This is a genomic window from Methylobacterium brachythecii, from assembly GCF_014196345.1.
GTDB classification, from domain to species: Bacteria; Pseudomonadota; Alphaproteobacteria; order Rhizobiales; family Beijerinckiaceae; genus Methylobacterium; species Methylobacterium brachythecii.
Genome location: NZ_JACIDN010000002.1, coordinates 478,969 through 500,546 on the forward strand (window position 1 = coordinate 478,969; position 21,578 = coordinate 500,546).

At 66.7% G+C, this 21,578-nt stretch carries 18 protein-coding genes; 11 read left to right on the top strand and 7 right to left on the bottom strand.

Features of this window, described 5'->3' with window-relative positions; genetic code table 11:
- Nucleotides 1–39 precede the first annotated feature (39 nt).
- The 4 genes from bla (at nt 40) to GGR33_RS06330 (ending at nt 5,726) form a co-directional block, all read left to right on the top strand.
- On the top strand, nt 40–909 hold the full coding sequence (gene bla, locus GGR33_RS06315; protein WP_183502999.1) for a class A beta-lactamase: 870 nt from the start codon (nt 40–42) through the stop codon (nt 907–909).
- Between the two features lie 169 nt (nt 910–1,078).
- Entirely contained in the window at nt 1,079–1,822 is a 744-nt protein-coding gene (locus tag GGR33_RS06320) for a Crp/Fnr family transcriptional regulator (RefSeq protein WP_183503001.1), read from the top strand.
- A 56-nt stretch (nt 1,823–1,878) separates the two neighbouring features.
- Nucleotides 1,879–4,785, top strand: a complete 2,907-nt coding sequence (locus tag GGR33_RS25855; protein WP_183503003.1) for a PAS domain-containing protein — start codon at nt 1,879–1,881, stop codon at nt 4,783–4,785.
- Between the two features lie 104 nt (nt 4,786–4,889).
- A complete protein-coding gene (locus GGR33_RS06330) occupies nt 4,890–5,726 on the top strand; it encodes an aldo/keto reductase (protein ID WP_183503005.1) in 837 nt (278 codons plus the stop codon).
- Here the strand turns inward: GGR33_RS06330 and GGR33_RS06335 are convergent.
- A complete protein-coding gene (locus GGR33_RS06335) occupies nt 5,719–7,872 on the bottom strand; it encodes a sensor histidine kinase (RefSeq protein WP_183503575.1) in 2,154 nt (717 codons plus the stop codon). The genes GGR33_RS06330 and GGR33_RS06335 overlap by 8 nt on opposite strands.
- 111 nt (nt 7,873–7,983) lie before the next feature.
- Nucleotides 7,984–8,319: an Rdx family protein gene (locus tag GGR33_RS06340; RefSeq protein ID WP_183503007.1), complete on the bottom strand. Its 336-nt coding sequence runs from the start codon at nt 8,317–8,319 to the stop codon at nt 7,984–7,986.
- A 169-nt stretch (nt 8,320–8,488) separates the two neighbouring features.
- Between GGR33_RS06340 and GGR33_RS06345 the strand changes: the two genes are divergently transcribed.
- The 7 genes from GGR33_RS06345 to GGR33_RS06375 all read left to right on the top strand — a co-directional run bounded on the left by GGR33_RS06345 (nt 8,489) and on the right by GGR33_RS06375 (nt 15,707).
- Nucleotides 8,489–9,124 carry a LemA family protein gene (locus GGR33_RS06345; RefSeq protein WP_183503009.1) on the top strand — a complete coding sequence of 212 codons (636 nt, stop codon included), beginning with the start codon at nt 8,489–8,491 and terminating at the stop codon, nt 9,122–9,124.
- Between the two features lie 109 nt (nt 9,125–9,233).
- Nucleotides 9,234–10,046, top strand: coding sequence for a TPM domain-containing protein (locus GGR33_RS06350; protein WP_425488751.1), 813 nt, complete (start codon nt 9,234–9,236; stop codon nt 10,044–10,046).
- Nucleotides 10,036–10,665 carry a TPM domain-containing protein gene (locus tag GGR33_RS06355; RefSeq protein WP_183503013.1) on the top strand — a complete coding sequence of 210 codons (630 nt, stop codon included), beginning with the start codon at nt 10,036–10,038 and terminating at the stop codon, nt 10,663–10,665. The genes GGR33_RS06350 and GGR33_RS06355 overlap by 11 nt, the downstream gene beginning before the upstream one ends.
- 114 nt (nt 10,666–10,779) lie before the next feature.
- Nucleotides 10,780–12,843, top strand: a complete 2,064-nt coding sequence (locus GGR33_RS06360) for a carbon starvation CstA family protein (RefSeq protein WP_183503015.1) — start codon at nt 10,780–10,782, stop codon at nt 12,841–12,843.
- A 7-nt stretch (nt 12,844–12,850) separates the two neighbouring features.
- On the top strand, nt 12,851–13,075 hold the full coding sequence (locus tag GGR33_RS06365; RefSeq protein ID WP_246412871.1) for a YbdD/YjiX family protein: 225 nt from the start codon (nt 12,851–12,853) through the stop codon (nt 13,073–13,075).
- Between the two features lie 185 nt (nt 13,076–13,260).
- On the top strand, nt 13,261–14,559 hold the full coding sequence (locus GGR33_RS06370; protein WP_183503017.1) for a YjgN family protein: 1,299 nt from the start codon (nt 13,261–13,263) through the stop codon (nt 14,557–14,559).
- A 14-nt stretch (nt 14,560–14,573) separates the two neighbouring features.
- A complete protein-coding gene (locus tag GGR33_RS06375) occupies nt 14,574–15,707 on the top strand; it encodes a M48 family metallopeptidase (RefSeq protein WP_183503019.1) in 1,134 nt (377 codons plus the stop codon).
- 238 nt (nt 15,708–15,945) lie between these two features.
- On the opposite strand, the gene GGR33_RS06380 is transcribed toward GGR33_RS06375, so the two are convergent.
- The 5 genes from GGR33_RS06380 to GGR33_RS06400 form a co-directional block, all read right to left on the bottom strand.
- Nucleotides 15,946–17,328 (bottom strand): class II 3-deoxy-7-phosphoheptulonate synthase, encoded by a 1,383-nt coding sequence (locus GGR33_RS06380; protein ID WP_183503021.1) that lies wholly within the window; start codon nt 17,326–17,328, stop codon nt 15,946–15,948.
- 138 nt (nt 17,329–17,466) lie between these two features.
- Nucleotides 17,467–17,772: an RNA polymerase sigma factor region1.1 domain-containing protein gene (locus GGR33_RS06385; protein ID WP_183503023.1), complete on the bottom strand. Its 306-nt coding sequence runs from the start codon at nt 17,770–17,772 to the stop codon at nt 17,467–17,469.
- 58 nt (nt 17,773–17,830) lie between these two features.
- Entirely contained in the window at nt 17,831–20,134 is a 2,304-nt protein-coding gene (locus GGR33_RS06390; RefSeq protein WP_183503025.1) for an FdhF/YdeP family oxidoreductase, read from the bottom strand.
- Nucleotides 20,135–20,201: 67 nt separating this feature from the next.
- Nucleotides 20,202–20,678 (bottom strand): NUDIX domain-containing protein, encoded by a 477-nt coding sequence (locus tag GGR33_RS06395; RefSeq protein WP_183503027.1) that lies wholly within the window; start codon nt 20,676–20,678, stop codon nt 20,202–20,204.
- 157 nt (nt 20,679–20,835) lie between these two features.
- Entirely contained in the window at nt 20,836–21,534 is a 699-nt protein-coding gene (locus GGR33_RS06400; protein WP_183503579.1) for a fumarylacetoacetate hydrolase family protein, read from the bottom strand.
- Nucleotides 21,535–21,578: the final 44 nt, after the last annotated feature.

Here is a 21,578-nt window from a genome sequence, read left to right on the forward strand (position 1 = left end):
CGTCAAGCTTTGGTCACGGTCGGCGTCGAGGCTGTCGGCATGATCACCAGACGTGCCGTCGCCGCTGCCGGACTTGTTTTCGCAATGGGGCGTAGCGCCTCGGCGGAGGAGCCATCGCCCGAGGAGAGCTTCGCGGGGATCGAGGCCTCTCTCGGCGGCCGTCTCGGCGTCGCGGTTCTCGAGCCGAGCAGCGGCCGGGCGCTCCGCTACCGGGCCGAGGAGCGCTTTCCGCTCTGCAGCACCTTCAAGCTGCTGGCGGCGGCGGCGATCCTGACCCGCGTCGAGGCCGGGCAGGAGAGCCTGGAACGGCGCATCGCCTACCAGGAGGCCGATCTCGTGGACTACTCGCCGACGACCAAGGCGCGCGTGACCGAGGGCGCGATGCCCCTGGCAGACCTGTGCGAGGCGGCACTCACGCTGAGCGATAATACCGCCGGCAACCTGATGCTGGCGCAGATCGGCGGACCGTCGGGGCTGACGCGCTTTCTGCGCGAAAGCGGCGACGCGCTCACACAACTCGATCGCACCGAGCCCAGCCTCAACGAGGCCCTTCCGGGTGATCCGCGCGATACCACGAGCCCGGGCTCCATGGTCGCCAACCTCGATCGGTTCACGCTGGGCGAGGCTCTCTCGCCGGGCTCCCGCGAGAGGCTGAAGAGCTGGCTCCTCGCGAACCGGACAGGCGCAACTCGCCTGCGCGCCGGGCTGCCCGCGTCCTGGCGTGTCGGAGACAAGACCGGCACCGGAGATCGCGGAACGGCCAACGACGTCGGTTTTCTGCTTCCGCCGGACGGTGCCCCCATCCTCGCGGCGGTCTACCTTACGGGGTCGATGGCCACCGCCGAACAGCGCAATGCCGCCATTGCGAACGTTGCGCGCATCGTCGCGAACAACCTCAGGCAGCGCTGAGCCCCTGACGCGTCGAAGCGATGAGCGTTCAAGTAATAATTTGCCGGGAAAATTTTGACTGGGATGACCTCTCGGTGGAAGACAATTTGCCGATCGGTTCTTATCAGGTGTTAAATCGCAGGCCGCACAGCGACGCTATGAGGCCTCGAACGAACGGACGGCCGAAAGCATGGACAACCCCCTGGTCCGGAAACTTCAGCGCTTCGCGCGTCTGTCGACCGGGGATAAGCAGGCGCTTAACGAGGCGGCCCGCCTGAACGTCCGCCGGATCGGGCCGCGCGAGGACATCATCCGCGAGGGCGAGAGCCCGGATCAGGTCAACCTCATCCTCTCGGGCTGGGCTTGCCGCTACAAGCAGCTCGAGGACGGCCGCCGGCAGATCATCGCGTTCTTCCTGCCGGGCGATCTCTGCGACACGCATGTCTTCGTCATGCGCGAGATGGACCATTCGATCGGCACGCTCAGCGCGGTGACGGTCGCGGAGATCGGCCGTGACACGCTGACCGCGATTACCGAGCAGCACCCGCGCGTCACGCAAGCGCTCTGGTGGGAGATGCTGGTGGCCACCGCCGTCCAGCGGGAATGGACGGTGAATATCGGCCAGCGCACGGCAACCGAGCGGCTCGGCCACCTGTTCTGCGAGCTGTTCCTGCGCATGCGGGCCGTCGACCTGACCGACGGCACCTCCTGCGAACTCCCGATTACGCAGGTCGACCTCGCCGACGCCCTCGGCCTCTCGAACGTCCACGTGAACCGTGTGCTGCAAGAGTTGCGCGCCAATGGTCTGGTGACCTTGCGCGGACGCCTATTGACGATCCCCGATCTTCCGGCCTTGAAGGCCGCATCTCTTTTTAATCCGAACTATCTCCATTTGGATCAAATCGGCCGGCACCTGGACGCCAACGAGGATTGATTTTCGGGACCACCCGTCTTCGCACGCGGGGATGTCTCGACTGAGCGAGGGACGTCGTGCGTACGAAACGCGATACCGACAAGGGTCGGATCACGCCTTGGCCTCATGCCGCCGGCGCGATGGCGGACGCGATCCGCGACCATCCCTGGTCGGCCACTCCGCTCGGCGCGATCGGGACATGGCCGCCCGTCCTCTGCTTCGCCTTGAGCGGCATCCTCGAATCGCGCTTCGCGAACCTGCTGGTGTGGGGGCCCAATCGCATCAGTCTCTACAACGATGCCTTCGTTCCGATCCTTGGGGAACGCCCTGATCCCCTCGGGCAACCCTTCGAGGTCACCTGGGCGGACATCTGGGACGAGATCCGCGACGTCTACGAGGGAGCCTTCGCGGGCAATGCCGGATATCGCGAGGATCTGCCTCTCAACGTAGCCCGGCCAGGACTGCCCGACCTGTCCTGGTGGACTTTCTCCTGCACGCCGGTGCGCGACGAAACGGGCCGGATCTGCGGCGTGCGGGCGGTCATCCTCGAGACCACGGCTCGCGTGCGCCTGGAACGACGGCAGTCCCTGCTGATCCGGATCGGCGATGTCCTGCGCCAGCAGACATGTCCCGGCGAGATCGCCACGAGCGTCTGCACGGAACTGGGACGACATTTCCAGGCCGACAGGGTGAGCTATGCCGAGATCGACGTCGACAAAGGCATCGCTCGCCTGGGTCCCGGCTGGACGACGAACCCGCGGGCCTATCGAGCCGAAGACATCGACCTTTCGGCATTCGGTACCGACTACCTCCCCGGACTGAAGTTGGGTGTGCCCTCGGTCGTCGACGACGTCGCGAACGATCCTCGGGCCGCCGGCACCACGGTCTATGGAAGGCTCGGCATCGGGTCCGTCATGGTGATCCCGCTGATGCGGGACAGCATTTGGGTCAATTGTCTCACCGTGGCGATGCTGCGGCCCCACGTCTGGACCGAGGGCGAGCTGAGACTCGCGATCAACGTCGCGGAACGCACCTGGCAGGCGCTCGAGCGAATTCGAGCCGAGACATCGTTGCGCGCGAGCAATCGTCGTCTCGAAGAGGCGCTGGAAGCCGCGCGCATGGTCGCCTGGGACTGGGACGTCGAGGCCGATCGCATCGACGTCACCGGCAGCGTCGCCGACGTGTTCGGCTTGAAGCCCGATGCGACGATCGACACGAAAAGCGCCGGCTTCCAGCACGTCCATCCGGACGATCACGAGCGGCACAGCAGGACCGTCGAGGAGGCGGTCACGGCGGAGAGGGGCTACGAGAGCGAGTTCCGCGTCATCCGGGAATGTGACGGCGAGATCGCCTGGCTCGAGGAGCGGGCCCTGCCCAAACGGGCCTCGGCATCGGGCAAGATCGGTCTGACCGGACTCGTCTGGGACGTCACGCGCCGCAAGCAAGCGGAGGTCGCGACCGAAGACGCCCGGCGGGAGGTGGCCGACGAGCTGACCGTGCTGACGAGGCTTCACGACTGGGCCGTGCGCGTGGCGAGTCCGGCCGAGTGGCAATCGCTGCTCGACGAGATGCTCGCCGCGACGATGGCTCTGCTCAATGCCGATTTTGGTTCGATCCGCGTCTATGAACCGGCCGATCAGACCCTCACGATCATTTCGGGGCGGAACCTCGACTCCGACTACGTCAAACGCTTCCCCGTCGTCTCCACGAGCGACGAAAGCACTGCCTGGGGTCGCTCCATCAAGTCCGGGCAGCGGATCGTCTACGACGATTTGCAGAACGATCTCACACAGCTGGAGCTCAGCAACGCGGCGCGCCAGCACGATTGCAACGCGCTCCAGATCACGCCCCTTTTCGATCGAAACGGAGCCCCCGTCGGTGCTCTCGCAACGGCGTTTCGCCAGTCACACGTTCCAAGCAACCGAGAATGGCGCCTGATCGATCTTTACGGTGCGCAGATCGCGGACGTGATCAGCGCGAAGCGCGCCCGGGACGCGTTGGCGGCGAGCGAGCAGCGTCAGCGGGGGTTGATCGAGAGCATGCCGCTGCTGGTCTGGCGCTCGACCTATGATGGCCAAGCGAGTTGGCACAGCCCGCAATACTATGCCTATACCGGGCACAAGCCGGAGGACAGCCTCGATCACGGCTGGCTCGACTCCATCCATCCGGATGACCGTCCCAAGGTTAGGGAGGCCTGGTCCAAGGCCGGCGAGCGTAACCTGTACACCTGCGAATGCCGGATCTGGAGCGCGCGCGAAGGTCGCTACCGCTGGTTCCAGGAGCGCGCCGTGGCCGAGCCGATCGGCGAAGGCGGCAGTGTCGAGTGGATCGGAACCTCGACCGACATCGACGAGCTGCGCACACTGCACGAGCAGCAGCGCGTCCTGCTCGCGGAGCTGCAGAATCGCGTACGGCACACCCTGTCTCAGTTGCGGACCATCGTGCGCCGGACCGCCGTGTCGCGGGAAAATTTCGACGATTACGTCCTGCGGCTCGACAGCCGGCTCGGAGCGCTCTCCCGGGCACAGGGACCCGCTCTGCGGGACCCGAGCGCAGGGGTCGAGCTGTCCGAGCTCGTGGCCAGCGAACTGACCGCCCATCATGCGCGCGAGGGTGAGCGCGTCTCCGTCTCCGGGCCGCCGCTGCGTCTGCGTCCCAGCGCGGCCGACATCCTCGCGCTCGCCCTGCACGAGCTGGCGATCAACGCCGTCGAGCACGGTGCGTTGGCGCGGGAGCGCGGCCGCGTCCACGTGAGTTGGCGGATCGAGGACGACCCGGGCGGCCCGCAACTGCATTTCGTGTGGAAGGAGACGCGCTGCGCGCTGCCGGCAGCCGGAGAGCCCATCCGCGAAGGCTTCGGCTTTCAGCTGCTCAAACGAACGCTCTCGGACGAGTTCAAGGCGCGGACCAGCATCAGCATCGCAACGAGCGGGCTGATCTGCGAGATCGCGCTGCCCCTCACCAAGCGCGTCGTTCTGCCCTGATACCGGGAGCGCCGCGGCCCCTCGACGGATCGCCTGCCGCGCCACAGCTTCGTCGAACCTCGCGGCCCCCGTCTGCCCGGGTCGCCATCAATCGGAGACGGACGATGACGGATGCCACCAGCGTGCCTCGCCTCGCGCTGAACGACGGAGCCAGCATCCCGCAGCTCGGGTTCGGTGTCTGGCAACTGCCCGATGCCGAGACTCCGACCGTCGTCGGGACCGCCCTCGATCGTGGCTACCGTTCGATCGACACGGCATCGATCTACGGAAACGAGGCCGGCGTCGGCCGCGCCCTGCAGCGGGCCGGCCTGCCGCGCGACGAGATCTTCGTGACGACGAAGCTCTGGAACGACCACCAGGGCTACGACGCCACGCTCGGAGCTTTCGATGAGAGCCTGGGACGGCTCGGGCTCGATGCGGTCGACCTCTACCTGATCCACTGGCCCTGCCCGCAGCGGGACCGCTGCGTCGACACGTGGCGCGCCTTCGCTCATTTGAAGCAGCAAGGCCGGGTGCGGTCGATCGGCGTCTCGAACTTCAATGCCGATCATCTGGAGCGGATCATCGACGAGACCGGGGTCGTCCCGGCGGTCAACCAGATCGAGCTCCACCCGCATTTCCAGCAGCGCGCCCTGCGCGAGGTCCATGCCCGGCTCGGCATCGTCACGGAATCTTGGAGCCCGCTCGGCCAGGCCAAGGGGCTGAGCGATCCGGCGCTCGTCGAGATCGCCCGGCGGCACGGCCGCAGCCCGGCCCAGATCGTCCTGCGCTGGCATCTCGACAACGGGCTCGTCGCGATCCCGAAATCGGCCACTCCGTCGCGCATCGCCGAGAATTTCTCGGTGTTCGACTTCGCGTTGACGGCCGAGGATCAAGCGGCGATCGCGGCCCTCGACGATGTCGACGGCCGGATCGGACCCGATCCGGCGAGCTTCAGCTGACGCCGGTTCCCGGCAGCGCCAGCGGCTGCACCGGCCGCGGAAGCGCCGTGCCGCCCTTGCGTTCGAGCAGGCCCGGCGGGGGCACCGGTGCGTCGATGGTGCACACGACGCCGCCGGGCTCGTAGAGAAGCTCGACCTTGCCCTCGAGTTCGCGGGCGAGACTGCGCTCGATCAGCCGCGAGCCGAAGCCTGTGCGGGTCGGGCGCTTGACCGGCGGTCCTCCGCTCTCGCTCCAGTGCAGGCCGAGACGTGTCTCGGCGCCGCGCGCCACGGTCCAGGTGATCTCGATCCGGCCATCCTCGTTGGACAAAGCGCCGTATTTCACGGCGTTGGTGCCGAGTTCGTGGAGCGCCATGGCGATCGACAGGGCGAGCCGCGGCGGCAGCCGCAACGGCGGTCCCGAAACCGAAAAACGGGAGGTCTGTCCGCCACCATCGAGAGGACGGATCGCGTCGGCGACCACGGCCCCCATTTCCGCGCCCTCCCAATTTTCGCGGGTCAGGACGTCGTGGACGCGGGCCAGGGCCAACAGGCGATTCTCGAAGGCGCTGCGCGCGGCCTCCGCCTCCTCGCCTTCGAGCCCGCGCAGGGATTGCAGCGCGATCGATTGGACCGTGGCCAGCGTGTTCTTCACACGGTGGTTCAGCTCATTGATGAGCAGGATGAGGTGCTCCTCGGCGCGCTTGGCATCGGTGATGTCGATGTTGCAGCCGGTATAGCCGAGAAATACCCCGGTCTCGTCGAGACGCGGCACGCCCTCGCAGCGCAGCCAGCGCACGGCGCCGTTGCGATCGATGACGCGCATCTCTGCCTTGAAAGACGTGCGCTGCTGGACGGCTTCCTCGAATAGCGCGGCGAAGGCCGGCAAGTCGGGCGGATGGATGACCTTGTGCCAGCCCTCGCCGGCCAGCTCCGAGTAGGGCCGGCCGAACAGTTCGTCGAAATGCATGTTGGCGAAGACGATCTCGCTGTTCTCGTCCGTCATCCAGATCAGCGCCGGCGCGGAATCGGCGACGACCCGGAAGCGCGCCTCGCTCTCCCGGAGCGCCGCGAGGCCGCGCTGGGTATCGGCGAGCGCACGGTCGCGCTCCTCGCTTCGGGTGCGCAAGCGCAACGAGGCGTCGGCGAGCACGTCGCCGAGGCGGCGGATCTCGTGGATCGGCGAAGAGATGCGCGGGATCGCCTGGCCCCGCGACAGCGCAGGCCCGGTCGCCGCGAGCTGGCGCAGCGGTCGCGACACCCGCGACCAGAGATGCACGGCCAGTGCCGACGAGGTCGCCAGAACCAGCAGTCCGAAGCCGCCGAAGGCCCAGATCCAGCGTCGCAGCCGCGCCTCGACGAGATGCTGAGGGATGCTCGCCGCCACCGTCCAGCCGCTGAAGCGCGAGCGCTCCTCGACGACCGTGACGGGTTTGAACGCGCGATCCTTTCCTTCCCAGACCCCGGGTGTGTCGGTCGCGTATTGGCGCAGCGTCGAGAGGCGCATCCGCCCGACCACGCCGGGCATTTCCGGGATGCGCGCGAGCACGATCCCGTCGCGGTCGGCCAGTCCGGTCGACCAGCCATGGACGTGATCGCGCGCCAGCATGGCGTCGAGTCGGCTCAAGGGCACCGCGTAGCTCAGGATGAACTTGACACCGGTTTCGAGCTTGACCGCCACGCCGATGGCATAAGCGGCCCCGAGCGGATCGGAAGCGCCGAGATAGCCGGTCACTGCGGAACGCTGGATGCCCCCCGCGATCTCGTCGTCGAAGGGCAGCGGCGTGATCGGCAGCGGCGAGCCCGGCTGCAGGCCGGTATTGACCACCTGCTGGCCGTCGGGCTTTCGCAGGATGATCTCGAGGCCGATCGTGTCGCGCACCAGCCGCGCCTGCGCGTCGAAGCTCTCGAATTCACCGTTACGCAGGCGCGGAGAGGTCGCGAGCGTCTGAAGCCCGGCGACGAGCCCGGCAATGTCGCGGTCGATCGCCAGCGAGATGCCGCGCACATTCTCGCGGGCGTCCTGTTCGAAACGCGCCCGCTCCGTCGCCGCATAGCGGGCAAGAAGGATCGCGGTGAAGATCAGGCCCGGCCCGATCAGCGCGATCACCAGCATGATCAGGTAGAACTGCGTGGAGAAGCCACGTTCGTCCAGCCGGGCGAGGATGCGGCCAATCAACGACCTCCGCTTCCTGGGAGTGATCCGGGCACTCGCCGGGTCGGTAGGGTCAGGTCGCATGCCGTGCATCACTGCCGACCTTCATCGCCGGGCGCCGCGTCACGCCCGGTCCTTCCCGTCATCCGCCCCGATCGCCGCCGCGCCGTCGACATGGCCGAGGTCGCGGCCCGGATCGATCCGGTCGCGCACCCGCTGCTTGAGCGCCTTGACGTCGGGAAAGCCGCCATCGCGCACCCGTTCCCAGATCGTGTCGCCATCCACCGTGATCAGGAAGACGCCTCCCCTTCCCGGAACCAAGGCGACCTCGCCGAGGTCATCGCCGAAGGTCGACAGAAGCTCCTGCGCCATCCAGGCCGCCCGCAACAGCCACCGGCACTGCGTGCAGAAGACGATCGCGACCCGAGGCTTCGCCGCACCGGAGGAAGGCTCTTCCATCGGGGCACAGCGCTACCAACCGCCCCTGCTTGTCAACCGCGAGATCCGGTGATCACGCCCGATCCGTCCCCTTTCCGTGGAGAGGGGTGTATCCCATGTCATGCTCGACCGTTTGATCGCGCGCGATGGCCGTGCAGCCGCGCCCGAACTTCACCGAAGGAGACCATCGATGCGTCAGGGTTCCCTGTCGGCAAGCCTGCCGCGCTCTCCTGTGGCGGCCCGCGTGATCGGGGCGCTCCTCGCCATGGTCCTCGCCACCTGCCTGTCGGGCTGCGGCGCCATCAACCGGGTGCCGACCCTGGAGGAGCAGGCGAAGTCGTCCTGGAGCGAGGTCCAGAACCAGTATCAACGCCGGGCCGATCTGATCCCGAACCTCGTCGAGACGGTGAAAGGCTACGCCAAGCAGGAGCAGGACACCCTGACCAAGGTGGTCGAGGCCCGCGCCAAGGCGACGAGCGTCCAGGTCGACGCCTCCACCGTCAGCGATCCGGCGAAGTTCAAGCAGTTCCAGGACGCGCAGAACCAGCTCAGCGGAGCGCTCGGCCGGCTGCTCGCCACCGTCGAGGCCTATCCGGATCTGAAGTCGAACCAGAACTTCCTGGCCCTGCAATCGCAGCTCGAAGGCACCGAGAACCGCATTGCGGTGGCGCGGCGCGACTACATCCAGGCGGTCCAGGCCTACAACACCGAGATCCGCACCATCCCCGGGCGCTGGATCGCCGGCTGGTTCTATCCGGACGCCAAGCCGATGGAGACGTTCACGGCGACGCCGAATTCCGAAAAGCCGCCGAACGTGAAGTTCTAGGGCCGGTTTCGCAGTCGTGATGCCACGTTCGTCATTCCGGGGCGCCGCAGGCGAACCCGGAATCCACGACTGGCCTGGACCCCGTTCACAGCGGCGCGCTCGATCGTGGATTCCGGGTTCCGCTGCGCGGCGCCGGAATGACAGCGCTTGGCGCGTTGCCCGCTGCGCGCTCACCTTCTTGCTGATCTTCTTCAGCGCCGCAGCCGCCTTCGCCGCCGAGCCGTCCTTCCCTCCCCTCGACGGCCGCGTGACCGATGCGGCCGGTGTGCTGCCCCCGGAGACACGCGAGCGGATCACCGGGAAGCTCAAGGCGCAGGAGGACAAGAGCGGCGATCAGATCGTGGTCGCGACCGTGCCGCGCCTTCAGGGCCTGACCGTCGAGGACTACGCCAACCGGCTCTACCGCGAATGGAAGATCGGACAGGCCAAGCAGAACAACGGCGCCCTGCTTCTGGTGGCTCCGAACGAGCGCAAGGTGCGGATCGAGGTCGGCTACGGGGTCGAGGGCGCGCTCACCGACGCGGTCTCCAAGGTGATCATCACCACGGCGATCACGCCGAAGTTCAAGCAGGGCGACATTCCGGGCGGGATCGAGGCGGGCGCCGACGCGATCCTCTCGGTTCTCGCGGGCGATGCCGAGCAGTTTCAGCGGCGCGCGCCGGTGCGCAGCGACTCGGTCAACGGCATCGAGGTGGTGTTCTGGATCATCCTGATCCTGTTCGTCGTCATCGCCGTCTGGCGGATGAATTCCGGCGCCGGCAGCGGCCGGCGCCGGCGTGGTGGCGATACGATCTTCTTTCCCTCGCCGTCCTCAGGCGGCTGGAGCGGCGGCTTCTCCGGGGGCGGCGGCGGATTCTCGGATAGCGGGTTCTCGGGCGGCGGCGGCTCGTCCGGCGGCGGAGGTGCGTCCGGTGACTGGTAGGACGCGCCCTGCCCTCTCCCTTGCCGATCGCGCCGGGATCGCTGCGGAGATCGCGCGGGCCGAAAGCACGACGAGCGGCGAAATCGTGGTCATCGTCGCCGCGCGCTCGGGGCTCTACCGCTCGGCGGCACCGGTCCTCGCGCTGCTCTGCGCCTTGGTCGCGCCCTGGCCGCTCATCGCCTTCACCGCCTTATCCGCCGCCTCGATCGCCGCGATCCAAGCCGCGGTCGCCCTCGCCGCTCTCTCGATCGCTTTGAACGAGCGTGTCCGGATCGGGTTGGTCCCGTCGACCATCCGCCGTCACCGTGTGCGGGACGCGGCCAGCCGCGAGTTCGATGCCCGCGGTCTCGCCGGAACGCAGGGGCGGACGGGCGTGCTGGTCTACATGGCTCTGGCCGAGCGCCATGCCGAGATCGTCGCCGATGAGGCCGTCCGCGCGCGCATTCCCGACGAGGCCTGGGGCGAGGTTCTCGCCGCGCTGACCGAGGCGGCCGGACGCGGCGCACTCGGCCCCGGCCTCCTCGCTGCGGTCGGGCGCGTCGGCGCGCTGCTCGCCGAGGCGCTGCCTGCCGGTCCGAACCGGAACGAGCTTCCGAACAGGGTCGTGCTGCTGGACTGAGCGAGCCCCTGTGAGTGAGGCTTGCTTGCAACTGGAAATCTTTTGCAGACTGTCTAAAAGCAAATTTGAAAGCCGTGTGAATCAAGAATTACGGCTCAGTTGGGAGAAGCGTCGATGGGCGCGGTACAAAAGCATGGGCCTTGGGCCCTGGTCGGAGCTTTGGGCGCCGCGGCGCTCGCCATCGTAGCCACGCAGAGGGGCGAGTCGATAAACGCCCTTTGGGTCGTGGTGGCCTCGGTCTGCGTCTACCTGATCGCCTACCGCTATTACTCGCTCTTCATCGCCGACAAGGTGATGGCGCTCGATCCGAAGCGCCAGACGCCGGCCCACACGCATAACGACGGGCTCGACTACGTCCCGACCAACAAGACCGTGCTGTTCGGCCACCATTTCGCAGCCATTGCCGGCGCCGGCCCGCTCGTCGGCCCGGTGCTCGCGGCGCAGATGGGCTACCTGCCCGGCATGCTCTGGATCCTGGCCGGCGTCGTCCTCGCCGGCGCGGTGCAGGACTTCATGATCCTGTTCGTCTCGATGCGCCGTGACGGCCGCTCGCTCGGCGAACTGATCCGGGCCGAACTCGGCGTGATCCCCGGCGTGATCGCGCTGTTCGGCACCTTCATGATCATGATCATCCTGCTGGCCGTGCTGGCCTTGATCGTGGTCAAGGCGCTGGCCGACAGCCCATGGGGCACCTTCACCGTCGGTGCGACGATCCCGATCGCCATGCTGATGGGCGTCTATGCCCGCTACATCCGGCCCGGCAAGGTCGGCGAGGTATCGATCGTCGGCTTCCTGTTGCTGATGGCGGCCATCGTCTATGGCGGCCACATCGCCGAGGATCCGTTCTGGCGGCCGCTCTTCACCTTTACCGGCACCCAGCTCACCTGGATGCTGATCGGCTACGGATTCGTCGCCTCGATCCTGCCGGTCTGGCTGCTGCTCGCCCCGCGCGACTACCTCTCGACCTTCCTCAAGATCGGCACCATCGTCGGCCTTGCGCTGGGCATCGCCGTGGTCGCGCCGCACATGCAGATGCCGGCCGTGACGAAGTTCGTCGACGGCACCGGCCCGGTCTGGGCGGGTACGCTGTTCCCGTTCCTGTTCATCACCATCGCCTGCGGCGCGGTCTCGGGCTTCCACGCCCTGATCTCGTCGGGCACGACCCCGAAGCTCATCGACAACGAGAAGGACGCGCGCTTCATCGGCTATGGCGGCATGCTCATGGAGAGCTTCGTCGCGATCATGGCGCTGGTCGCCGCGACCGTAATCGAGCCGGGCATCTACTTCACGATGAACTCCCCCGGCGCCCTGATCGGCACCACCGCGGAGAGCGCGGCAGCGGCCGTGACCAAGCTCGATCCGGCCTTCACGATCACGCCGGAGCAGATTACCCAGACCGCCAAGGACGTCGGCGAGACCACGATCATCTCGCGCGCCGGCGGCGCTCCGACGCTCGCCGTCGGCATGGCGCACATCATCTCCTCCGCCATCGGCGGCAAGGCGATGATGGCCTTCTGGTACCACTTCGCGATCCTGTTCGAGGCCCTGTTCATCCTCACGGCCGTCGATGCGGGCACGCGAGCCGGGCGCTTCATGCTCCAGGATCTGCTCGGACTGATCGCACCTGGCTTCAAGGACACGAGCGCGTGGGCGCCGAGCATCCTGGCGACGGGCCTCTGCGTCGCGGCTTGGGGCTACTTCCTCTACCAGGGCGTGACCGATCCGCTCGGCGGCATCAACACGCTGTGGCCGCTCTTCGGCATCTCCAACCAGATGCTGGCTGCCGTGGCGCTGACGCTCGCCACCGTGGTGATCTTCAAGATGAAGCGCCAGCGCTATGCCCTGGTGACGATCATCCCGACGGTCTGGCTCTGCATCTGCACCCTGACCGCCGGCTGGCAGAAGATCTTCTCGCCCGACCCGAAGATCGGCTTCCTGGCCCAGGCGGAGCGCTTCTCGAACGCCATCGCCGAAGGCAAGGTGCTTGGACCGGCCAAGAACATGGACCAGATGCACCAGATCGTGCTGAACAACCGCATCGACGCGGCTTTGGCAGTCCTGTTCGTCGGCCTCGTCGTGGCCATCGCGGCCTTCGGCATCATGGCCTGCGTCAAGGCCATGCGGACCGATCGCTGGACCGCGCTCGAAGCCGACCCGAAGCTCGCCCCGGCAGAGTGAGAGCAGCATGATGGCGCCGTCGACCGACTACCGGGCCCGCCTCAAGGCGCTCAGTCAGTGCGTGTGCGACGGCGCTCGTCTCATGATCGGCCAGGGCAATTACGGCGCCTACGTCGCTCACGTCGAGAAGACCCATCCGGATCTCGCGCCGATGACCGAGCGGGAGTTCTTCCGAAACCGGGAGAACGCCCGTTTCGGGGTCGGCAACAAGAGCGGTTTCCGCTGCTGCTGAGCCCGCCAGCCGGCCGGTATGGCGCGCGTCCACATTAGGATGCTGCGCCGGACAGCAGTCTCTCTTCGTCGGCTCATCAGTCAATCCTCAAACAAGACGCCGTGAACGGTGCGACACAGCACCGATTTTCGGCGTGCATCCCGCGCAACTCCGTCTAGTTTGACCACCAAACGAGGGGGTATGGGATGAGTGGATCAGCATCGATGCCGGGCGCTGCCCCGTCGAGAATAGATGAGGTTGCTTTCGATCGGGAGACCAAAGGTCTCACCGGGATCGTGGTGAAGGGCGTCCTGCTCTCGCTGGTGACCTTCGGCATCTATCGCTTTTGGTACATCACGAATCTGCGACGTTACTTCTGGAGCCGCACGATCGTCGCCGGCTCTCCCGGAGAATACACGGGCCGCGGCAAGGAACTCTTCCTCGGCTTCCTCGTCGCATTGGCGATCCTGGTGCCGATCTACCTGCTGCTATTTGGCCTCAGCTTCGCCTATCCCCCGCTCGCGAGCGGAGCCGGCCCGATCTCCTTCTTCTTCCTGTTCTTCCTCGGCCAGTACGCGATCTATCGCGGCCGCCGCTATCGCGCCTCGCGCACGCTCTGGCGCGGCATCCGGCTCGGCCAGGACGGCTCCGCCATCACCTATGTCGGCATGGCGCTGGGCTGGTGGCTGCTTACCATCGTCACCCTCGGCATCGCCTTCCCGTGGATGCGCGCCGTGCTGGAGCGCTACCGCATCAACCACACGCTGATCGGCGGCAGCCGGATGGTCTCGACGGCAACCGGAGGCATGGTCGCGAAGCCATGGCTCCTGCTCTATGTCGTCGGCCTCGGCCCGCTCCTCGTCAGCGTCCTGGCCTTCCTGATCGCCAACAAGTTCTCCATTCCGGCGGACATGATGCTTCCCGACCCGCACAAGCCGGGCCAGTTCATCTTCAACCCGATCTATGCCGGTACTCCGCTGGCCACCTACGGAACGGTGGTCGGGGTCGTCTCAGCGATCTTCATCCCGCTCGCCGTGTTGCTGTTCCCGTATTATCGCGCTCGCGAGACCCGCGCCTTCATGAACGCCGCAGCGCTCGGCGCATCTCGTCTGCATTCCACGTTGAAGGCACGCCAGTTCTACTGGCCCTACATCATCTACTTCCTCACGCTGATTGGCTTCATCGTCGTCTTTGCGATCGTCATCGGCGTCGGCACGGCCATCGTCGCGAGCGGTGGCGGCGGCAGCAGCGGGTTCAGCGGCATGCATTGGCTCATCATGCTGCTGATCATCCCGCTCTATCTCGGCATGCTCCTAGCCTTCGCCGTGCTGGCGGTCCGCATCATCACCGTGCGCCTGTGGCGCGCCGTGACGGATTCGACGACGATCCAGAATGTCGAGGCGCTCAACGCAGTCCTCGCCTCCTCGCGCCGCACCGCCAGCGGGCTCAACGAAGGCCTCGCCGACGCGCTCGATGTCGGTGGCGCCATCGAGATCGGGTTCTGACCGGTCACCTCCCGATGAACGTGCACCCCTCGACCATCACGGCGACCGGCACGTTCTTCGATGGGCGCAGCGCCCGGCCGCATCCGGTCACGCTGCGTCTCGGGGATCGGCTTGAAATCGTGGGAGGCGAGATCCGCGAGGATTGGAGCCTCTACGACATCCGCGCCAGCGAGACCGAGCCACCGACCATGCGGCTCACCCTCGCCGGCAGCCCGACGCGGGTGGAATTCACGGACGAGGCCTTGGCGGACGCGATCGGTACGCGCTGCCCCGATCTGCACGTCGACGACGAGGCGCATGGTGGCGTGCTGCGCCTCGTGCTCTGGTCAATCGCGGCCGGTCTCTCGGTTTTGCTCGTCGCGATCTACGGCGTGCCGGCCGCCGCCGGCCTCATTGCGCCGCTGGTGCCCCAAAAGGTGGAGTCGCAGTTCGGCGCCTCGATAGACGGGCAGGTCGTCTCGCTGCTCGGCGATCCGCCGCTCTGCGACGACCCCGCCGGGAAGGCAGTCCTCGACCGGCTGGTCGCCCGCATGATCGAGGGCGCCGGACTGCAGGTTGCCCCAGTCGTGAGCGTGAGGCGCCACAAGATGGCCAACGCGCTGACGCTTCCCGGCGGTCACGTGATCGTTTTGGCCGACCTGATCGAGAAGGCCAACTCGGCCGACGAGTTCGCTGGCGTCCTCGCTCACGAATTCGGGCATGTCGTCCATCGCGATCCAACGAAGGCCGTGATCACGGCCGGCGGCGTGTCGTTCCTGCTGAGCCTGATCCTCGGAGACCTCACCGGATCGACTCTGATCATCGGCGTCGGTCAGGCAGCCATCTCGGCGGGGTATTCCCGCGACGCGGAGCGCGCTGCCGATGCCTATGGCGTCGCGATGATGCTGCGGGCGGGCGGGAACGGCGCCGCGCTCGCCACGATCCTGGAGCACATCGACGAGGATGCCGAGAAGGAGGGCTCGCCGACGGGCTTCCTGCGCAGCCACCCCTACACCAAGGAGCGGGCCGCCACGATCCGGCGTCTCGCCGGTGAGCAGAAGCCGCATGCCCGCATCCTCTCCGACGAGGATTGGCAGGTGCTGAAACGGATCTGCCCGACCAGCAAGCCGAAACCCGGTGATGCAAAACCGAAGGCCTCCGGCGATTGATGCCGGTTCGGCTCGTCAGCAGCTTTGCATGAAGGTCAGGAACGAAAACCTGCACTGGGCCGTTACCCGGTGCAATTTCGTCAGGAGTTCGTGCGATGTTGAAAGGTGGTCTTCTTTGGCTGATCGGGATTCCGCTGCCGGTGATCCTGTTGATCTACTTCTTCACACCCTGGCTGCACTGAGCGCAGCTCCACACGGCGCGGTCCTGTAGAGGCCCGCGCCGTACGAATACGTTGATTTACTCGGCCGCGTCGAGGCGGGGCCGTTCGATCTCGGCTCGCTCGCGCTTGACCAGTTCCGCCGTCAGGAACGCCACCTCCAGCGCCTGCTCCGCGTTCAGGCGCGGGTCGCAATAGGTGTGGTAACGGTCCTGCAGGTCGTCGGCCGTGAGTGCACGGGCACCGCCCGTGCACTCGGTGACGTCCTTGCCGGTCATCTCCAGATGGATGCCGCCAGCGATCGTGCCCTCGGCGCGATGGACGCCGAAGAACGCCTCGATCTCCTGCATCACCCGCTCGAACGGACGCGTCTTGTAACGGCCGGCCGAAATGGTGTTGCCGTGCATCGGGTCGCAGATCCAGCCGACCGTACGACCCTCCCGCTCGACCGCCCGGATCAGGTTCGGCAGGTGATCTCCGACCTTCTCCGCGCCGAAGCGGCAGATCAGCGAGAGACGGCCCGGCTCGTTTTCGGGGTTGAGCTGGTCGATCAGGCCAAGCAGCCCCTCGGCCGTCATCGACGGCCCGCATTTGAGGCCGATCGGATTCTTGATGCCGCGGGCATACTCGATATGCGCGTGGTCCGGCTGGCGGGTGCGGTCGCCGATCCAGAGCATGTGGCCAGAGGTGGCGTACCAGTCGCCGCTCGTGGAATCGACGCGGGTCAGCGCCTCCTCGTAACCGAGCAGCAACGCCTCGTGGCTGGTGAAGAAATCCGTGGTGCGCACCTCCTGGTGCGTCTCCGGATTGATGCCGATCGCCCGCATGAAGTCGAGCGCGTCGGACATCCGGCCGGCCACGTCCGCGTAGCGCGAGGATTGCGGCGAATCCTTCACGAAGCCGAGCATCCAGCGATGCGCGTTCTCGAGATTGGCGTAGCCGCCGGTCGCGAAGGCGCGCAGCAGGTTCAGCGTCGCCGCCGACTGCCGATAGGCCTCGAGCTGGCGGCGCGGATCCGGGATGCGCGCCTCTTCGGTGAAGCCGATGCCGTTGACGATGTCGCCGCGGTAGCTCGGCAGCGCGACGCCATCCATCGTCTCGGTCGGAGAGGAACGCGGCTTGGCGAACTGGCCGGCGATGCGCCCGACCTTCACCACCGGCGAACCGCCGGCGAAGGTCAACACCATCGCCATCTGCAGGAAGACGCGGAAGAAATCGCGGATGTTGTCGGCGGAGTGCTCGTCGAAGCTCTCGGCGCAATCGCCACCCTGGAGCAGGAAGGCGTCACCCGCGGCGACGCGCGCGAGTTGCGCCTTCAGCTTGCGGGCCTCGCCTGCAAAAACCAGCGGCGGAAAGCTCGCGATCTGGGTCTCGACGGCCTGAAGCGCAGAGGCATCCGGATAGGACGGCACCTGCTGGATCGGCAGGTTACGCCAGCTTTTCGGGGTCCAACGCTCGGCCATGACGATACTCCGCACACCTCTTCGTGCATCGGCGCGGAAACGATCCCCGCGCGGAAAGCGGGGCTTATAGAGAGGTTTTCGGAGAGTGGCGAGGCTTATGCCGAGCGCTCAACTGCCGAGCAGCCAAGTCGTTTGGCGCTAGCTCTCTTCGACCTCGATCCCATACTCGGCCAACACCCAGAAGATCGCCTCGAGATCCTCGGCGGTCACGTCGCGCGGGGGGAGCGCCTCTTCGAGGTCGTCGTAGGTCAGGGCCGTGCGGCGCTCGGCGTCGGCCTTTGCGAGCAGGCGGTCGACGGTGCGCCGGATGTCGTCCGGCAGGGCGTCGTGACTCGGCAGCGCATGGCGGGTCACGCTGGTGAGCGCGTCGTGCAGCATGCGGTCGATCACCGCCTGGCGTCGGGCGTGGGCCGCGTCGTTGGGGTCCGTGTGTTTCCGGTCCATCCGTCGAATATGGACAGCGGGCGCCCCGCGTCGAGGGCTGCCCCGTGATCGAGGATAGTCATTTCTCCGGTGGAGACGCCGCCGCCTTCATGATGCGGACTGGGATCGCCTTCGCTGCGGGCGTCTTGGCCTGCTCGTCGTGGTGCCAGAGCGGGATGAGGACGTTCAGCTCAGGGTAGTATCCGGCACAATTCCCCTCGGGGATGTCGTATTTCACAACCCGGAAGTTTTTTACCGCGCGGACCCGGTCGTCCGCGGATTCGGTCACGATGTCGACGCTGGCACCATCCGAGAGATCGAAGCGCGCGATGTCGGCCTCGTTCATGAACACGATCTGCCGCGTGCCTTTCACGCCACGGAAGCGGTCGTGGTAGCCGTAGACCGTGGTGTTGAACTGGTCGTTCGAGCGCAGCGTGATCAGGTCGAGCACCTCAGCGCTGCGGGCCGGCAGATCGGGATCCTCGTCGAGGCCCGCAGGTACCTTGAAATTGGCCTTCCCGGTTTCGGTCTCCCAGCGTCGCTCGCGCGCGGCAAGCGGCTTGTGGTTGCCGCCAGGCTGGAACAGTCGCGCATTGAAATCCTTGAACACCGCCGGATAGGTCGCCTCGATGGCGTCCCGCACCTTGGCGTAATCGCCGACCCAGGCATCCCAATCGACGTTCGGGTTCGGCGCCAGCGTCGCCTTGGCAAGACCGGCGACGATCCAGGGCTCGGATCGCGCCTGATCGCTCACCGGGCTGGCGACGCCGACCGAGCCATGGAAGCACGACGTCGAATCTTCCATCGAGACAGCTTGCCGGCCGCTGGCCTGCTCGTCGATCTCGATGCGGCCTAGACAGGGCAGGATGTAGCTGACTTCGCCGTGCACGAGGTGCGAGCGGTTGAGCTTGGTCGAGATCTGAACGGTCAGCCGCTGCCGGCGCCAGACCGCCTCCATTCGTTCGGTGTCGGGGATCGCCCGGACGAAGTTTCCGCCGAGCGCGACGAAGCCTCGGACTTCGCCGGAAAGGATGCCCTCACAAGCCTCGACCGTGTTCAGACCCTTCTCGCGCGGCGGCTCGAACCCGTATTGCTCCTTCAGCCGATCGAGTGGCACCAGTTCCGGCTTCTCGGAGATGCCGACCGTGCGCTGGCCCTGCACGTTGGAATGACCGCGCACCGGACAGATCCCGGCTCCAGGCTTGCCGATATTGCCCCGCAGCAGCATCAGGTTGACGAGCATCTGCACCGTCTCGGTGCCCTTTCGGTGTTGGGTCAGGCCCATGCCGTAGATGCCGATGACACGCTCCGCATATCCGTAGGCGGAGGCTGCCGCCTCCAGATCGACGCGTTTCAGCCCCGAGCGACGCTCGAGCACCGGCCATTCCTGATCGTCGCAATAGCGCACGAACTCATCGAATCCGTGCGTGTGCTCGGTAATGAAGGCGTGGTCGAGGATGAGAGGCTGGCCCACGGCCTCCGCCTCCCGATCGGTGGCTATGAGCGCCTTGCAGATGCCCGTGATCGCGGCGATGTCGCCGCCGGCCTTCAGCTGGTGATACTGCGTCGAGATCCGCGTGGAGGACTTCGTCACCATCTCCAGCGGCGATTGCGGATTGGTGAAGCGCTCCAGCCCGCGCTCGCGCAACGGGTTGAACGTGATGATCGGCACGCCCCGCCGACGCGCATCCTGGAGCGGATGAAGCATCCGTGGCGCGTTCGAGCCGACGTTCTGGCCGAAGAACAGGATACAGTCGGTGCTCTCGAAGTCCTTCAGCACCGTAGTGCCGACGGGAACGCCGATCGATTGCTTCAGCCCGACCGAGGTGGGCTCGTGGCACATGTTGGAGGAATCCGGCAGGTTGTTGTTGCCGTACATGCGCGCCAGCAGGCCGTACATGTAGGAGGTTTCCAGGGACGCGCGGCCCGAGGCGTAGAACACGACTGATTTCGGTTGGAGCGCGCGCAACTCCCGCCCGATCTCGGCGAAGGCCTCCTGCCAGGACACCGAGAGGTAGCGATCGCTCACCGGGTCGAAGCGCAGGGGATGGGTCAGCCGGCCCTTCTCTTCGAGGTCGTAGTCGCTCCAGCCGAGCAGCTCGGTGACGGTATGGCGCGCGAAGAAGTCCGGCCCGATTCGCTTGCGCGTCTGCTCCCAGGCCGTCGCCTTGGCGCCGTTCTCGCAATACTCGAAGGTCGAGGGCTCCTCCGGCTTCGCCCAGGCGCAGGAGACGCACATGAAGCCGGCCGGCTTGTTCTGCTTCATCAGCAAAGCCGCACCGGAGACAGGAATCTCCTCCCGCGTCAGGATCTCGACGAGCGACTTCGCCGATCCCCAACCGCCGGCCGGATCCTCGTAGGCTTCGATCTTGGTTTGTCCCACGGGATGCCTCCGCACTGATCAGAGGCAACTGCAGGTCAAATCGCGAGTTCCGGTGCCGGTCGTGGCTCTACCAGTGCTCGCCCGGCGCCCTTCCTTCGCGGAACTCGTCGAGCCGCGCGCGGGTGCCGCGGGTGGTGTCCGCCGGCAGAGCGTCCAGCGGGAAGAAGCCGCACTCCGCGATCTCGCGGTCTGGAGCCTTGGCGCGCGCCAGCGTGAAGGCCGGCGCGACGAAGAGCGCGATATGGTCCCGGCCCCACTGACGGGAGTTGAAGAGGAAGCCGTGCAGGCGCAGCGGCACGGCCGGATCGACGATCAGCTCGGCTTCCTCGCGGAATTCGCGGGCCATCGAGGCCGCGGCGGTCTCGCCGGGCTCGATGCCGCCGCCCGGCAGATACCAGCCACGCACGTAAGTGTGCCGCACGAGGCAGACCCGGTTCTCACCGTCGATGGCGATGCCGCGCACGCCGAGCGTCATGCCGCGGGTCAGCATGGCGGCGCCGTGGGCGAGACGTCGCAAGACGGGTAGATCGAGGTTCAGGGCCATGCTGGGCTTCGCGTGACGAGGAAGTCCTCAAGACCAAGGCATCGCTCCATCATTGCGAGCGCAGCGAAGCCATCCAGGGCCAACGCGCCGACGGTGCGGATGCGGCCCTGGATGGCTTCGCTGCGCTCGCAATGATGGAGTCTACGAGACAGCCGGCTCACACCACCTTGAGGTCGATCCTGCCCAGTCCCTCGATCGCGGCGGTCATCGTCTCGCCGCGCGAGACCGCGCCGACACCGGACGGGGTGCCGGTGAAGATCAGGTCGCCGGGGTGCATCTCGAAATAGGTAGAGAGCAGCGCGATCTGCTCGGCCACCGACTGGATCATCTCCGAGAGGTCGCCGCTCTGCCGCTGCTGGCCGTCCACCGACAGGGTGATGGCTCCTTTGGCCGGGTGGCCGATCGCAGAGACAGGATGCAGCGGCCCGATCGGGCCAGAGGCATCGGCGCCCTTGCCCATGTCCCAGGGACGCGACATGCGCTTGGCCTCGTCCTGGAGGTCGCGCCGCGTCATGTCCAGACCGACGGCATAGCCGTAGACATAGGCCAGCGCGTCCGCCTCGGGGATGTCGCGACCGCCATGGGCGAGGGCCGCCACCAGCTCGACCTCGAAATGGTATTTTTCGGTGCGCGGCGGATAGGGGTGCTCGGTGAGCGTGCCGTAGGGGACCGCCTGCAGCGCGTCGGCCGGCTTCAAGAAGAAGAACGGCGCCTCGCGGTCCGGGTCGGCGCCCATCTCGCGCGCATGCGCCCCGTAATTGCGGCCGACACAGTAGACCCGCCGCACGGGAAACGTGTCCTCGCTGCCGACGATCGGCAGGACGATCCGAGGTGGGTTGGGGATGACGGAGAGCATGGTCGCGGCCTTTAACATGGCCGCGCGTCCTTCAAAGGCCGGGG